Origin of the sequence: uncultured Succinivibrio sp., from assembly GCF_902756765.1 — a bacterium.
In the GTDB taxonomy this organism is placed as follows: Bacteria; Pseudomonadota; Gammaproteobacteria; order Enterobacterales; family Succinivibrionaceae; genus Succinivibrio.
The window spans coordinates 1-15765 of sequence record NZ_CACVSS010000065.1 but is presented as its reverse complement, the minus strand read 5'-3'; the positions used below and the strand labels follow the sequence as shown (position 1 = coordinate 15765).

Annotated in this window: 17 protein-coding genes; 14 read left to right on the top strand and 3 right to left on the bottom strand. The window is 39.9% G+C overall.

Annotated elements, in window-relative coordinates; all coding sequences use genetic code 11:
* Positions 1-48 precede the first annotated feature (48 nt).
* Complete coding sequence (locus tag QZU45_RS08980) at positions 49-1899, bottom strand: transposase (protein ID WP_295354368.1); 1851 nt, start codon at positions 1897-1899, stop codon at positions 49-51.
* Between the two features lie 725 nt (positions 1900-2624).
* Between QZU45_RS08980 and QZU45_RS08975 the strand changes: the two genes are divergently transcribed.
* From QZU45_RS08975 to QZU45_RS08930, 10 genes are read left to right on the top strand one after another with little or no spacing between them, the layout of a single operon-like run.
* Positions 2625-3152: a SycD/LcrH family type III secretion system chaperone gene (locus QZU45_RS08975; RefSeq protein ID WP_295354365.1), complete on the top strand. Its 528-nt coding sequence runs from the start codon at positions 2625-2627 to the stop codon at positions 3150-3152.
* A 15-nt stretch (positions 3153-3167) separates the two neighbouring features.
* Entirely contained in the window at positions 3168-4211 is a 1044-nt protein-coding gene (gene sctE, locus QZU45_RS08970; protein ID WP_295354362.1) for a type III secretion system translocon subunit SctE, read from the top strand.
* Positions 4212-4228: 17 nt separating this feature from the next.
* Complete coding sequence (locus QZU45_RS08965; protein WP_295354360.1) at positions 4229-4852, top strand: hypothetical protein; 624 nt, start codon at positions 4229-4231, stop codon at positions 4850-4852.
* A complete protein-coding gene (locus QZU45_RS08960) occupies positions 4833-4997 on the top strand; it encodes a hypothetical protein (RefSeq protein WP_295354358.1) in 165 nt (54 codons plus the stop codon). Before QZU45_RS08965 ends, QZU45_RS08960 begins: the two co-directional genes overlap by 20 nt.
* A gap of 3 nt (positions 4998-5000) precedes the next feature.
* Positions 5001-5432: a hypothetical protein gene (locus QZU45_RS08955; protein ID WP_295354355.1), complete on the top strand. Its 432-nt coding sequence runs from the start codon at positions 5001-5003 to the stop codon at positions 5430-5432.
* A gap of 47 nt (positions 5433-5479) precedes the next feature.
* The gene (sctC, locus tag QZU45_RS08950; protein ID WP_295354352.1) at positions 5480-7249 is read left to right on the top strand and encodes a type III secretion system outer membrane ring subunit SctC; all 1770 of its coding nucleotides are present in this window, start codon (positions 5480-5482) and stop codon (positions 7247-7249) included.
* 25 nt (positions 7250-7274) lie between these two features.
* Complete coding sequence (gene sctD / locus QZU45_RS08945) at positions 7275-8762, top strand: type III secretion system inner membrane ring subunit SctD (RefSeq protein WP_295354349.1); 1488 nt, start codon at positions 7275-7277, stop codon at positions 8760-8762.
* 16 nt (positions 8763-8778) lie between these two features.
* The gene (locus tag QZU45_RS08940; RefSeq protein ID WP_295354346.1) at positions 8779-9144 is read left to right on the top strand and encodes a tetratricopeptide repeat protein; all 366 of its coding nucleotides are present in this window, start codon (positions 8779-8781) and stop codon (positions 9142-9144) included.
* Positions 9145-9169: 25 nt separating this feature from the next.
* Positions 9170-9382, top strand: a complete 213-nt coding sequence (locus tag QZU45_RS08935; protein ID WP_295354343.1) for a hypothetical protein — start codon at positions 9170-9172, stop codon at positions 9380-9382.
* Between the two features lie 31 nt (positions 9383-9413).
* Positions 9414-9647, top strand: coding sequence for an EscF/YscF/HrpA family type III secretion system needle major subunit (locus QZU45_RS08930; protein ID WP_295354340.1), 234 nt, complete (start codon positions 9414-9416; stop codon positions 9645-9647).
* A 140-nt stretch (positions 9648-9787) separates the two neighbouring features.
* On the opposite strand, the gene QZU45_RS08925 is transcribed toward QZU45_RS08930, so the two are convergent.
* Positions 9788-11341, bottom strand: coding sequence for a helicase HerA-like domain-containing protein (locus QZU45_RS08925; RefSeq protein ID WP_366925489.1), 1554 nt, complete (start codon positions 11339-11341; stop codon positions 9788-9790).
* Between the two features lie 545 nt (positions 11342-11886).
* Here QZU45_RS08925 and sctJ point away from each other — a divergent pair.
* The 4 genes from sctJ to sctN are packed head-to-tail and all read left to right on the top strand — an operon-like array spanning position 11887 to position 15252.
* Positions 11887-12678: a type III secretion system inner membrane ring lipoprotein SctJ gene (sctJ, locus tag QZU45_RS08920; protein ID WP_295354333.1), complete on the top strand. Its 792-nt coding sequence runs from the start codon at positions 11887-11889 to the stop codon at positions 12676-12678.
* Positions 12679-12694: 16 nt separating this feature from the next.
* Positions 12695-13330 (top strand): hypothetical protein, encoded by a 636-nt coding sequence (locus tag QZU45_RS08915; protein WP_295354330.1) that lies wholly within the window; start codon positions 12695-12697, stop codon positions 13328-13330.
* Entirely contained in the window at positions 13309-13935 is a 627-nt protein-coding gene (locus QZU45_RS08910; protein WP_295354327.1) for an HrpE/YscL family type III secretion apparatus protein, read from the top strand. Before QZU45_RS08915 ends, QZU45_RS08910 begins: the two co-directional genes overlap by 22 nt.
* On the top strand, positions 13936-15252 hold the full coding sequence (gene sctN, locus QZU45_RS08905; protein ID WP_295354324.1) for a type III secretion system ATPase SctN: 1317 nt from the start codon (positions 13936-13938) through the stop codon (positions 15250-15252).
* 3 nt (positions 15253-15255) lie between these two features.
* On the opposite strand, the gene QZU45_RS08900 is transcribed toward sctN, so the two are convergent.
* The coding region (locus QZU45_RS08900) for a lytic transglycosylase domain-containing protein (protein WP_295354321.1) at positions 15256-15765 on the bottom strand (510 nt) is incomplete at its 5' end.

Here is a 15765-nt window from a genome sequence, read left to right as displayed (position 1 = left end):
ACTGATCTATAAAGTTTGGGATCTTAAATGCTCCTTCGGGAGCATTTGTCATTCAAGAGCCTGATAAGGAGTCTGTATCTCCTGTTCTAATTCTTCCTCAAATAAGTCCTTTTCTTCAGCTTCAGTATCTGCTTCATAAGCTTCCTGTGCTAGCTCTTCACTTGGTTCTGGTATTCCCAGCGCTTTAAACAGCTCTTTTAATCCTCCAACAACTTCAGAATAATAACTGCCAAAGCTGAATCTGGTTTCAATAATACTATCGAGCTTATCCAAAACTACTGGTTCACTGTCATAGGCAAGTTTGAGTTTAGGATTATCCTTTAAGGCGTTTGCAATTCGTTTTCTGAGCATAATTGCTATTGAGGTTGCAATAAACTGAATAAAGGCCTTACCCTCAAGTGAATCGTTAGAGCTTACTCGCATACGGTTAAATCCAAGTCTTTGCTTGAATAATCTGAAGGCATATTCAACTTCATTTCGGTCAAAGTATGCTTTGTATGCCTCAATAGGATCTTTAACTTCGTTACTTACGAGAATTCTTACCCCTTTCATTTTCAGATAATCATCTAAAGCCTTTCTATTTGTTGAGTAGGTAATACTTCCATCAGATGAAACTGACTCTATAAGAAAGGTATCCTTAATATGCTTTAGCGCAGGAGAAAGAGTCTCTCCCTTCTGTAGCATTTTTGCCACCTTTGAAATATTGGTGGTGATAGTTCTCTGATGAGCATTAAAGATTTCACGATCATAGTAGATGTGCATATACATCTTTTCCTTAAGACGCGGGGCTCGTTTGCAGTCTGTCTTAAAGTTTACCGGGTATGACCAGGTAATTTCTCTGGAGGTGCAGCTGTTGTTGATGTCCTCATTGAAGTTGAGTGGATCAAATAAATCGAGTCGGGCTTCATCAAAAATATTTCTGCAGATGGAGAAAGAGGTTTTAAGGTTGATAAGGAACGAGGTTTTGTTCTGATAAAAACGGTGGATGTTGGCTACAGAGCCATAACCTTTATCTGCAACAAAAACAGCATTTGAGTCCAGTCTGATACGGGCATGCTCCTGAAGTAGATGTTTCACGGTGACAATATCAGGGACATTGCCGTTATAGGTTCTGTAATATACAGGCTCTCCTGTCTGCTGGTCTACTACCATTAAGACATTTACCTGAGGCAGATTATCTCCATCCTTGTTATGTCCGTATGAGGATTTGGATAAGTTTGTTGAATAGGTTGATATGGAGGTAGAGTCCAGGGCCCAGTATTTTGTTCTGCAGTCCTGCTTACTCTCATCAATCGAGAGCAGATTTAATTTAGCCACAAACCTGTCAATCTGTTCTGATGAGATATTCTGAAAGATTCTGGTAATAGCAGATGAGGTTAAGGTATGCTGCCAGGGTAACCTATGGGTAGCGGCAAAGTTCTCATACCTGGTCATGGCGTTGCCTTCAGATAGATTTAAGAAATAACTTAAGGACAGGATTTTCTTGTTAAGGTTATATTTACCAAAGGTTCTGTTTAAAGCTTTGACTAATGGTGTATCTGCAATTATATGGTCAAGTACCCAGGTGGCTCCGGCATGATATCTCTGAGCAGATAAAGCATCTTTAACGGTTATAGTCTGAGTTTCTTCATCCAAAGGAGAGAAGGTAATATTTCCTTTTTCATCTCTTTGAGAGATTAAAGATTCTAATGCAGGATATTCACTTAAGAACTCATCGCTCCATTTAATTTTTCCTGTTTTATCTCCAGAGACCATAATACCTACGCACTTTGTGCTGCCTTTAACTCGGTAAGACCTTTTCTTTTCAGCATCCCATGCATTCTTATAAGTATAAAGACCATAATATTTAGTACCTTTCATACAAAGCATACGAGGTAAATCAGGAGCCTGAACTAACATAGAAAACACCTTATAGATAATATAACAACATATCTAGTATAGCATATATAAAAATAGGAATGCAATGGTTAAATCGCATTCCTATGCAGTTTTATCAAATATTTTTATATTTACTTAATCATGTCTCTATCTATACTCGCAAAGTTTAGGTATATGAGGCAGTAAGGAGATTTTTTATTTTTTTACTAATTTGTATTTTTTTTGTCTAACGCTTTAAAAACAGACAAAATTATAAAAAAAAAATAATTTACTGACATAAAAAAAATAAAACGTCTTTTTATTAATACCTAACCTTCAAGTCTATCAGTTTGAATTTAAAACAGAAAATTCGAATTTTGTCACATTTTGATAAATTTTTTTCACTATAGTAATTTTGCTAATCTTTGAAAAATTTTTTTTTCAAAATAATGGAACAAATAATTTTTGTTATTTAAAGAAAATTTAAAAAATACATTTAAAACAAAGAATAAAACAAAAATTGTTAGAAAAATGTAACCACAAAAACAAAAATGTGATCAAGTTATAATATTTAATATTATAGTACCAAAATTAGTTGCAAACATATAATTGATATTTATACTAGTAAATAAGAAAACGGTTTTTTGACAGATACAACGATTTTTTTCTGACTTATGAGATAAATTTAAATAACGAGCATGGATAAAATTTGTTAATGCTCTGTCAGACCTAAATCGTTAAATAGTCAAAATAATTAGGAGCTAATTATGGCAGTAGATATCGATAATGCAGATGAATTAAATTTCCTCTTTGAAAGCAATGAACAGAAAGAGGCTGTATTAAGTGCATATAGACTAATAGAGAAGGGGTCAAGTCTTGGTGACCTGGTTGGTCTTGATTCAGATAAATTAGAAGTTATGTATGCATATGCCTACAATCTTTATTCATCTGGCCAGTATGCTGATTCAGAAAAAATCTTCAGAGCTTTAGTTGTTTATGATGGCTCAATTACCAAATACTGGGTTGGTTTAGCTGCCTGTCGTGAAAACCAGAAAGCATTCCAGGAAGCAGCAGAACTTTATGCAATGGGGGCAACCATGGGCGGATTACAGGACCCTGAGCCTATGTACTACTCTGCATTATGCCGTCTAAAGGCTGATCAGAAGGAGAATGCTATTGCAGCTTTAGAGTTCATTGACCTTATGGGAAAGGGAAACAGCCCTCACGATTTACAGATTAAAGCAAAGGCAAAAGCCTTGCTTGAAACCTTAAAGAATGTTGAAAAAAATGAGTAACTAGGAGCGTATATTATGTCTGACAGTGCTATTAACAAATATGGTTCTCAGGGTGTCAATTATGAGACACAAGTTCTGAACCTTACAAAGGATTTTGCTGCTGGTAAGATTTCTATTACAGAATATGCCCAACAGCTGAAAGCTCTTGAGCTTGCTGAGTTGCAGAAAAAATCAGATGTTGATACTAAACATGTAAATCTTGAACCACCATCTGACAAAGCTTTAGGTGATCTAAAAGGTCTTGGTCTTGAGGCTCTGCTTCAGTTTATTACCGGTGAGAACAGAACTTCTCAGCTGAAATCTGCAGAAAGCAGAATTGAAAACAACAAGCAGGAAAAAGAAGCAAACTACCAGCAGACTATGGATAAAATCAATGAGGCTATTAAGAAAGCCGAAGAGGAAAAAGAGTCTGGCTGGTGGAAGAAAGCCTTTGGCTGGCTTGCCAATATTGTTACAGCCGTTTTATCAGTTGCAGCAATTGTCGTCGGTGCAATGCATGGTAACGTGGCTTTGGTTGCTGCCGGAATCGCTGGTTTGTACTTCCTTTCATCAAATATCACTGAGCAGGTCACAGGAAAGGGGCTTACAACGCGAATGCTTGAACCAATGATGAAAGCCATGGGCTTTTCAGATACAACAATCGCTATTACCGGTATGGCTATCGACGCAATCGGCGGAATCATAGCTGGTATTTGTACCGGAAATGGTCTTGCTCATGCTGCAAAGCTTGCTGATATTGGTACTAAGGTCGCAATCTTCTGTGCAAGACTGTCCTACGGTGGTGCATTCCTTAACGGTCTATCTTCTGTAGGTACAGGTGCAGCAGGTATTGCAAATGCTGTCTACAAATATGATGGAGCTATGCTTAAGGCTGATGAGCTGGAACTTAAGAAAGCCTTAGAGAAACTTCTAATTGAAGATCAGGAAACTCAGAAGGCTATTAAGGCTATCCTAGAGTTCTTCCAGAAGATGACTGAAGATGCTGCTCAGGTTGTCAAGGATAAGGCTCAGGCTCAAATCAATGTAATGTCAATGGCTCCAACCGGTGGAATGGCTTAAATATTTAGAGGTGTGTTATGAAGAAATTTAATTTTGAAGACGGAATTTTTGAGTTAGATTCATTATTACTGTGCAATATTTCTGTTCCTAGCGCAACCGCAGGCGCTCCAGCTACTGTTCAGGACCCAGAGACTGATTCAACTGTAAATGGTGCGGACAAGACTAAGAAAGCCGACGGTGGAGATACTGTTCCTGCAGCTGATGATACAAAGGATAAAAAGGATCCTGGTAAAACTCAGTTAGATAAGCCAACTAAACCTATTACTCCTAAGAGTACTCAGGATCTATTTGCTCAAATTGGTAAAGTTGACACTGCTGTGACAAGTATTACAGAGCTTCTTATGGCAATCATCAAAATGAACCGTGACCGTAAGGATATGGAAGTTAAGATGATGTGGGCTGAGTGTCAGAATATCTGTAATAATATTCATACTCAGGCAGAAAATATGAGAGCAGATGCCAAGAGAGCTCTTATTATGGGAATTTGCTGTTCATGTGTATCCATTGCTGCTGGTGGTCTGTCGATGTTTTCTGCTGGAAGGAGTTTAAAGCAGCTAAATTCTATATCTAGTGAGCTAAAGGCAGGAACAATGGATAAAAATGCTTTCGATCTCGCAAAGGATGCTGAACAAGGATATTGATGCTCAGACAGAAGTATTACGTACAGCTATGGAAGAGATCAAGAAGGCTCTTGATGATGCTCGTAACGCAATTACAAGCTGTCAGTCTAACGTCAACGAACTGTTCCAGTCCAACCGTCAGACCTTGAATAAGGTTATGGGTTAATCTATGGAAATTCATAATCCAAAAGAGGCATTCGACTTCATCCTGAAATTAACAGGATGGAGTCCTGAAATTGGTGAACACGGAGAATACCTTGTCGAACTCGACAGCGGTGTTCTCTCTTTTTATTCTCCTGATGCAGTCTGCATCATCTTAAAACAGAAACTTATCTCTCTTCCAAAGGATGAACCTGATTTAAGCAGTATGTGTCGTGATATAGCAAAACTTAATGCTGGTCTTGTCAAACTTTCTCGCTGTAGGATAGTTTTGGACGGTGAAGATGTTATCTTAGAGCAAGTTTTGTTACCAATAGAAATAAATGAGTCACATATTGATGAAGTATTTGAAGATTTTCTTAACGACTTTGATTATATTAAAGGTAGACTAGAAAATCGTGTTTCAGTATCTCCTTTCTCGGCTATGCAGTTTTTCTTATAGATACAATAGACTGTATTCTCCAAGGGAAGGGGCTTTGGGGATGTACTTTGAAAAAGTTTCTTTGTATTTTTTTCGTTATATGGGCAATGATCGCAACTCCTGCTTTTGCCTATAATTTTTCATCTTCATATTCTCATTATTCTGATGGTGAAGACCTTAAGAGTGTTCTTAAGGATTTCGCCAGAGTTATGGGAAAGGACTGTGTAGTCTCCGATAAGGTGACCGGAATTGTCAGCGGCCGCTTTACTGATGTTCCTGGCAATCAGTTCCTTGACGGTCTTAAAATCGCCTATGGAGTCCGCTATTATGTTGTTAATGACACTATCTACTTCTTCCATGAAAATGACTGGGAACAGAAACTGGTTAATGTAGGTACTCCACAGCAGGCTAAGACTCTTGAAAAAACTCTATTAAACAGCGGAACAGTACCAGCTGAGCTTCCTTTGAAGACCAAAGGCAGTATGCTGGTTATTCAGGGGCCTGCAGATCTTGTTACCAGAATTGATTCTCTTGCAATTTCATTTAGTAAGAATCTTGATACTAAGAGTGTTATGCGTGTTTTCAAGTTAAAGCATGCTAAAGCAGATGATACCCAAGTTTCCTCTATGAACAGAACCATTGTAATTCCTGGTGTTGCCTCCATTCTACAGAAGATGGTAAACGGTGCGACTGTAGGTTCAAGCAATACTGTTGTTCCAATGAAGGCAACTGTTTCCAAGCTAAAGGGAACCGGTCTTGCCTCAATCGGTGCTTCTGAGAAGAAAAATGCGGAGAGTGATGGTCCTAAGGCTCCAACCTTAAGTGATGCTAATCCTGGTAACGATGAAGGAAGTTCTGTAAATATAATGGCTGATACTAGACTTAATGCTGTTATTATCAATGACGCCGAATACAGAATGGATTACTATGAGAAAGTTATTAGGGATATTGATGTTCCTGTTAAGCTAGTTGAACTTCATGCTGCAATCGTTGATGTTGATGTTTCTGCAGCAAAAGATCTAGGTATTTCATGGCATGGCAATAAGAGATTTGGTGCCTTTACTGTTGGTGCCGGTGTTGGTAAGTCTGCCAATCTCACCTGGGATGGCTCCAGTGCTGCAACGAATACTACTGGGGGCGGTATTTTTTCAACCGTGCTTAATTCAAACTCAGCACATTTCTTCTCTGCAATTAATTTCCTAGAGGAGAATCAGCAGGCTAGGACTTTAGGCAGACCATCGGTTATGACTCTTGATAATGTTGAGGCAACCCTTGAAAACACCACTACAAGATACGTAAAGGTTGCAGGCTATCAGGATGTTGATCTGTTCAAGGTTGAGTCTGGTACTGTACTGCAGGTGACACCTCATATTATTGAAGATACACCTGGTGAAAAACCTCTGATTTCGATGGTGGTTCAGGTTCAGAGTAATCAGGATTCAAATGACAGTAATTCTGCAGAAAGTGATTCTGTTCCTCCAATAAAGCAGACCAAGATTAACACCCAGGCTGTGGTCCGAGAAGGTCAGAGTCTGCTTTTAGGCGGTTATTATGTTGAGTACAAGCAGGATGATTCTTCAGGTGTTCCTGGACTTAAGGATGTATCTGTTGTCGGTAAGTTATTTGGTACTGATTCTAAGACAAAGTTTAAGAGAGAGCGTCTGATCCTGATTACTCCAAAGGTCTTGAATTTAGGTGAGGCTCAGGCTCTTCCTGATGATCTTGATGATTCTGATTTTGCTGTATCTGCAACTCAGGATAACTATCTAAAGCGTCCAGTTAAAAAGAAAGACAGTTCTGGTTGCAGTTCAAACAGAGCATCCAATAAGAACAGTTAAATTATTATAGATATAGAAGAACGATATGGCTGATTCATACACCTTTAAGGTGTTCACCGGACCTCACAACGGACTGGTTTTTGATTTAAAACCTGGTTCCTACACGCTTGGTACTGGCACAGATAACGATCTTATTTTCTCTGACGAGGAAATGAGTGTTTCTGCTGCTGTAATTGAGGTTACCCCTTTTGAGGTCAATATTACTGTAAATGAGCCTGCTCAGATTGATGGACAGCCACTAGAGCCGGGTAAGCACAAATGGGATAGCGGGGTATTTATCCTTCTTGGTGATACTCTTATATGCTATAGAGCCTCAACTGTTAAAGGTCCATGGGCAAAGCCAGCCTTTGCTTCAGAACAGACTCCTGCAGAGGCCCCTAAAGAAGGGGCTGAGGGTTCCGAGAATGTGGAGAATCCTCCTGCTGAAGGGGGAAAGTCAAACGCAGAAGGTGATGCTGTACCTGCTGAGGCAGAAACAGCTGCAGAGGGAGCCGAGTTAAAGGCTGCAGAGCAGGCTCCTGCATTAGCAGAATCTATTGATAAGCGCACAATTGCTTTAACTGCGGCAAGTGCTCTTCTTCTGATTTTGCTGCTGATTTTCCTGATGTTCGGATCGACTATATTCAAGACCAGTGAGCTTGATACAGATCTTGATGCATTGAATACTGTTATTCAGGAGAATAACTTTAAGGATTTAAAAACCGAGGTTAATGATGGAATTATTGACCTTAATGGCTCAGTTGAATCTAAGGAAAGATTCGCCAAGCTCATTGAAGTTATGCCTGAGCTTAAGACAACACTGAATCTGAATGTTGAAGTTAGAGATGATGAGATTCTTGGCGTAGAGAGAGATTTCCAGAATCTTGGCTATTATGTTCATGCGCATTATATTGATGATGGAAAAATCGGTGTCGATGGTTATATGTCAGATGCCTATGTTGAGGCAGAGGCATTTAATGCTATGGAGTCTCGCTATAAGAACAGACTTAAAGGCAGAATCGTATATAGACATGAACTTGAAAATGAGCTGAAGGATAACTGTGAGCATCTGGGGGTTCATAATATTCAGCTGGTTATTGGAAAGGGTAGAGTTTTCTATAAAGGCCGTACAACTCTTGAGGATCAGAATAATCTTGAAACAGCAAGATATCAGACATCTAAGAAATTTAGTATACCTTTAATGTTTACCGAGTATGATCCTAAGGCAAACGCAAGTGTTGAACGTCTTGACGGTACAGAAACAATTGAGTTGAGTTCCTCAACGGATGAAAAAATTACCTCGTTAAGCGAACGTTCTGCTGACGAAAGAAAAAGGAAAGCCTCAGAACAGAATGTGGATGAAACAGCTATACTTAGTGTAACAATGAAACCAATGCGCTTTATTACACTTAAGAATGGCAGAAAGTATTTTGAGGGCGGTGTGCTTCCTTCTGGATACGTGGTTTCATCAATTGACCTCAATAAGGTTGTGCTGATGAAGGGTAGCGAAGTTAAAGAGTTGCAGCTCAAGTAGAAATAAGGAAATAATTATGGTAACCACACAAACTAAGGACGATATTTCAATGCTGGTTCAGCTTGGAATGGCTGCCTGCATGAATGGCGATGTTTACAACGCTCGTAAATTATTTGAAAACCTTTTAGAGTACCAGCCTGATATGAGAGCTGCTTCATTAGGTCTGGCCTTCTCAAAGATTGTTACCGACGAATTTCAGGAGGCTGAGTCTATTCTGGATGACCTTTCTGAAGATGATGATACACTTTCTCTGAAGGTTATTTCATTAAGTCTGCAGCGTAATACAGATGAGGCAGAAAGTCTTTATACCAAGATAAAAGATAAGAAGTCACCAGAGGCACTTACTGCAAAGCAGTTCATGGATTACAGTGCTGAAAGGTAACAGGCAGATATAAGGTAGGTTTATTATGAATTACAATCTGGCGCAAAATGACGTTTTTAAGGCCTGGGAAGAAAAAGATCAGAAAGTCTTCTATAATTTGGGAAAGGAGTATTCAAACTGGTCTTTTGATCTGAAAAAGGCTATGGATGAAGGATTGGATTCCGTAACATTCAAAAAGCTAACTGCTTTAAAGAATGCTGTTGATATTGCAGTTGATATCTGCAATGCTCAGAGTTGATTGAGGTTAGATTGGATTCTCGGAGATTATTATGGATTTAGCTTCACTTGGTATTTCAGCTTTACAGAACAGAATGGATCAGCAGAAGGCTTCTTTAGAGGCTGCGATTGCTCAGGTATCCAACGGTGGTTCTGGTGATCAGCAGAAAGATATGATTATGTTGCAGTTTCAGCTTGGTCAGTACAACGCTATGGTTGAAACCGTTTCTAACATTACCAAATCAATGACAGATATGCTAAAGAGTTTAGCTCAGAAAGTATCTTAAGCTATTTTAATATCGACTTTATTATCTGTCTAAGGATTGCAATTTCTGGCGAAGTTGTGATCCTTTTGTTTTATGGGGGGGGTGGCGAGGAAGAGCTTTTACATACAACAAGAGAGGCTTTTTGCCTCTCTTGTTGAACTTTATTTGCTTCCGAAGATACTTCCAAGAACTCCTCTTACAATTGTTCTTCCGATCGATCTTCCTATTGAAGAGGTAATGGTTCTGCCGGTTGTTCTTATTATCTGATCGACAACAGTAGGATTTGACCTTGCAGCTCTTTCACTCTGTCTCTGCATTGCTGCCTGATGACGTTCCTGAGCCATACGTAGTCTTTCTTCCTGTATACGTTGTCTCTCTTCTAGAACAAGCTGCTTCTGTCTTTCTTTCTCCTCAATTGCTCGTTGAGCTTCTTCCTTGTCTGCCAGGGCTTTCTGTGTGAGGATTTCGTAGGCAGACTCTCGGTCTACAGCTGTGTCATAAATACCTGCAAGTAGAGAGGTTTTGATCAGATTCTTTCTCTTAGCGTCGTCAACCGGTCCAACCTGACTTTGAGGAGGAACAATAAAGCTCCTTTCTACCATCTGAGGAGAACCCTTTTCATCTAGGAATGAAATAAGGGCTTCTCCAACAGCAAGCTCTCCTATGGCTTTTTCTGTTGAAAACTCTGGATTGGTTCTGAATGAATCTGCGGCAGCCTTCAGGGCTTTCTGATCTTTTGGAGTATAAGCACGAAGAGCATGCTGAATCTTGTTGCCAAGCTGTCCTAAAACCTCATCTGGAATGTCTGCAGGATTCTGACTGATAAAGTATACTCCCACACCTTTTGATCTGATAAGTCTAACTACCTGACAGATCTTCTGCAGCAGGGATGACTCAACATCATTAAATAGCAGATGAGCCTCGTCAAAGAAGAATACCATTAGAGGCTTTTCCTTATCTCCTCTTTCAGGCAGCTTTTCATAAAGCTCTGAGAGAAGCCACAGCAGAACAGTGGAATAGATCTTAGGATTGCTGATAAGCTTTTGAGATTCAAGGATGTTAATCTGACCGTATCCATTCTCGTCAGACTGCATCAGATCCTCGATATTAAGTTCAGGTTCTCCAAAGAATAGATCTCCGCCCTCATCCTCCAGACGCAGAAGGCCTCTCTGGATAGCACCTATACTTGCTGAGGAAATATTTCCGTACTGTTCCTGATATTTTGCCTTCTCATCTGAAACGTGCTTGAGCATTGCCTTTAAATCTTTTAAATCTAAAAGCAGAAGACCGTTATCATCAGCTACTCTGAAGACAATGTGCATCAGTCCGCTCTGTACTTCATTAAGATTCAGAATTCTTGATAAAAGCAGTGGCCCCATGCTTGAGATGGTGGTTCGGAGTGGATGACCTTTTTCTCCGTAGACGTCAAAGAATGCTACAGGAAAAGCTCGTGATTCATATCCAAGCTCTCTTAACTGCAGTTTTTCTATTCTTTCTGCTATTTTCCCATTTGGAGATGATTCTGCTGCGATGCCTGATAAATCGCCCTTTACGTCAGATAGGAAAACAGGTACTCCAAGCTGACTGAAACTTTCTGCCATTGTCTGCAGGGTAACGGTTTTGCCTGTTCCCGTTGCCCCCGTAATTAGTCCATGTCTGTTTGCCATGTTTGACAAAAGATAAACTTCTTTAAGGTCATCTTTTGCGATAAGAATTTTTTTATCTTGTGTAATCACTTTTACTCCATTTTTTTTCATGAAAAAATACGGATGTCCAAGTCATATTAGGATAATTCCTTTTTTAATTAAGTGATTAGTAGCAAAAAAGATTAAATTCACCCATCTTTATTAACTGATACTTTCCTAATATCTCTGAATTCTAACAAAGACTTTGAAATATTTTTTTGGGGGGAGGAGAGGATAATATTTTTTTCAGAAGTACGGATATTGTCTATTTTTCTATAAAATTTCTGCATCATAAAAATATGCATACAGTTAAATTTCTTTACTCTCAAGAATGTCAGCTTATTATCCAATTTATAATTATTCTTAAAATTAAGAGATTAGTCTCAAAAAAAGAATCAAAATTCTTTGATTTTCTAACCGCTTCGACTGAAAATCTGTGGGTTACAAACTATAATTTTTTTTGTAGGGAATGTGTATTTGTGTTTGTCTGATTATTCTTGATATGTAAACCTTTAGACACTGAGAGCGTATTTGTTCCGGTTTACGGTCCTGAATGCTGAAGTAAAGATATTATTATGAAAAAATTTGCGGTTATACTGACTATATTATTTTCTCTGTTCCTTGTAGGCTGTAAGGAAACCTTATACTCAGGAATTACTGAAAAAGATGCCAATGAAATGTTATCTGCGCTGCTAAGGCGTGGTGTGGCCGCAGAAAAGGTCAGTGAAGGCAAGGGACTTTATCATATTGCTGTTGAGCATGAGGATATGGTCAGAGCATTGGATATCATTAAGGAAAACTCTCTTCCTCGTACTCCTTTCAAGAGTCTTGGTACTGTTTTCTCCGGTGATTCCATGATTTCCTCTCAGCTTGAAGAACAGGCAAGATTTGCATTTGCTTTATCTCAGGAACTCTCTGATACCTTCTCTAAGATTGATGGTGTTTTGGATTCCCGTGTTCATGTAACCCTGGTTCAGCATGAACAGTCATCTGGTATTACTACACCACCTTCAGCTGCAGTTTTTATCAGACACACTCCTAACTCACCTGTTGTTAATATGGTAGGTGCAATCCGCGAAACCGCTGCTAAGGCTGTACCTGGTCTTACCAGAGAAAGAGTGAACGTCATGCTGGAGGATTACCGTGAAAAGATTCTTCCTCCTGCTCTTAAGACTGTGCCTTGGTATCTGACAACTTCAGCTCTGTTATCCTTTGGTATTATTATTGGCATTGTATTTTCTGCTCTTGCGGTCTTTGGACTAAGATTCAAGAAACTTATTTCTCTTGAGTTGAATCTTCCTAAAAAAACAGGGGCCGATGCACAGGCAGCAGCAGAGTCTAAAGCTGATAAAGAAGCCCAGAAGTAAGTGATGGAGTTCAGTTATGAACAGAGAATTTGCTCTATCACTGCTAACTGAGAAACGAGATCTTCTCAAGAAAATCCTTGAGTATAACCATCTTGATGAGAAAGTGGTACTGCCTGATGAAATTATGAACAGCAGCAGTGCCCAGCGTTTTCTTGATAATCACGGACTTATAAGAAAGCTCTCGAAAATAAGCGAGGGCTATTTTGATTTTGAATCTCCTGCCAACAGATTCTGTTTCTGTTCAGGGGAACAGCTTGAACTTCTTAGAAAACTTCTATGTGCAAGTATCTGTTCTCAGATTCTGATTTCAGAAATCAAAAAAGAACAGGTTACAGCATACAGAGAGTATCTAGGTGAAGAGATTTATGCATTCGGATTTAGACGCGGTAGTCTTTACATCCCTGCATATCTGAAAAACAGAATCGTTTCGGCTTTTTCTTCAAGCGAACAGGCTGTCAAAGAATCTGGTGATGCAGTTTTGTCAAATATACTAAAGAAGGCTTCAGCAGAATGTATCGAAAAAATAAGTTATAAGCCAGAATCATCCGTTAGTCTGGATTTATCAGACAGTGATGAAAAACTAATCTTTGACTGTACAGTAAAAATTCTCTGTCTGGAGATCGATAGCTCATGTCAGAATATTTTCAATTAAAAGATACCAAATTATGGAATGTAAGACCGGGCTCTAAGGTGATCAAGGCTGCGGAGTATTCTCTGCTATCCAATGCAAATGAGCTGGTTGATAAGGTAAAGGCAGCTGCGGCTGAGGCTGGAGAGCAGGCAAAGGCAGTTTATAAGAAACGTTACGATGAAGGTTATGCTGTAGGTGTTGATGAAGGTAAATCCGTATATACCGAAAAGCTGATGGATATGGTTATGGGGCAGGTTGACTCCATTGAAGGTCTGGAAAAACAGCTTGTTGGTGTGGTTATGGATGCTGTCAGCAAGATTATAGGATCCTTCGATCATGACGAGCTGGTAACCCGAGTTGTTCATCAGGGATTAAATGCGGTTAGAGGCAGTAAAAGTATTCTGATGCGTGTTTCTTCTCAGGATGAGCGTGTTTTAAAAGAGACTCTTCAGAACTATCTTGTTGGACGAGATAATCCTACCGGCTATATAAATATGGTTGCAGATCCTAATCTTAAGGTAGGTGACTGTCTTTTAGAAACAGAGCAGGGTGTGGTTGAGGCAAGCCTTAACTCACAGCTTAAGATTCTGCAGCGCAGTTTAGAAAATCATATCAAGAGGAAGTAAATGGCCCTTGAATATATAGGTCAGATATTAGAAGAAGCTGTTCAGTCTGCCGCAACCGTCGAGATTCGAGGTAAAGTAGAAGAGGTTGTGGGCACGATTATTCACGCTGTTGTTCCTGAAGTTAAGGTCGGAGAGCTCTGTCTTTTGAGAACTCCTGGTCAGGCGGGTGAACTGCGTGCAGAGGTTGTTGGCTTTTCAAAAAACACAGCCCTTTTAACACCTTTAGGTGATCTTGAAGGTATTTCATTTCACACCGAAGTTATTCCAACTGGACATGTGCTGTCGGTTCCGGTTGGTCCTGAGCTTCTCGGAAGAGTTATCAATGGTGTTGGTGATCCTGCCGATGGCAAGGGTCCTCTCAACACTCATCATTTCTATCCTGTGTATGCAGATCCTCCTGCCGCTATGACCAGAAAGCTAATCTGTAAACCTATTAGTCTTGGTCTTAGAGTTTTAGATGCAATGCTTACCTGCGGTGAAGGTCAGCGTATGGGTATTTTTGCTGCTGCCGGTGGTGGTAAGTCAACTCTGTTATCCCAGATTATTAAAGGCTGCAGTGCCGAAGTCTGTGTTCTTGCACTTATCGGTGAGCGTGGTAGAGAAGTTAGAGAATTCATTGAACATGATTTAGGTCCTGAGGGTCTAAAAAAGACTGTTCTGGTTATTTCAACTTCTGACAGATCATCTATGGAGCGTTTAAAGGCTGCCTATACTGCAACTTCAGTAGCTGAATATTTCAGAGATCAGGGAAAAAGTGTGCTTCTGATGATGGACTCTGTAACCCGTTTTGGTCGTGCTCAGCGTGAAATTGGTCTGGCAGCAGGTGAACCTCCTACCCGTAGAGGTTTCCCTCCATCAGTATTCTCAACTCTTCCTAAACTTATGGAGCGTGCCGGTAATTCTGATAAGGGATCAATTACTGCTCTTTATACTGTTCTGGTAGAAGGTGATGATATGACTGAACCTATCGCCGACGAAACCAGATCTATTCTGGACGGTCACATTATTCTCTCAAGAAAGCTGGCCTCAAAGAACTTTTATCCTGCTATTGACGTGATGGCTTCTGTAAGTCGTGTTATGAATGCGATTGTTACCAAAGAGCATAAGGAAGCAGCCGGCAAACTGCGTAACATTATGGCTAAGTATCAGGAAATTGAGCTTCTGGTTCAGCTGGGTGAATACAAGGAAGGTTCTGATCCTGAGGCAGACTATGCTCTGCATAAGATTGGCGAGATCAACGCTTTCCTAAAACAGGGCTTAGGTGAGACCACCTCCTTTGATGAAACCATCTCTAAACTTATAAGTATTGTGTCTTAAGGCTTAATTGGCGTTCTCTTTCTGCAGCCTGTGATATATGGCTGTAACTTTCTTTACAAAGTTCTGTGTTTCTTCAAACGGAGGTATTCCTCCGTATTTGTTGACGTTTCCCATACCAGCGTTATAGGCTGCAAGTGCAAGGGAGAGATCTCCGTCATACATGTTGAGCAGCTGTGCGAGGTATCGGGTTCCGGCACTGATGTTCTCGTTTGGATCGAAAGGATCTTTTACTCCAAGCTCACTCTGAGTCTTAGGCATCAGCTGCATCAGACCCTGAGCTCCACACTGGGATACAGCGGTTACCACAGCTCCTGATTCAACTTCAATAACAGCCTTGATAAGCTCTTCTGGCAGCAGGTTGGTTTCAGCCGCATCGGCAATAAAACTGTGCCAGTCCTTTATTCTCTTCTTAACCTCCTTTGAGGTCTTAGGACCGTATGAAGGCATAACCATGTGATTAGCTCTTAAAAGGTATGCGTATTTTGAGAGCTTGTTGACATCAAGAGTATCAAT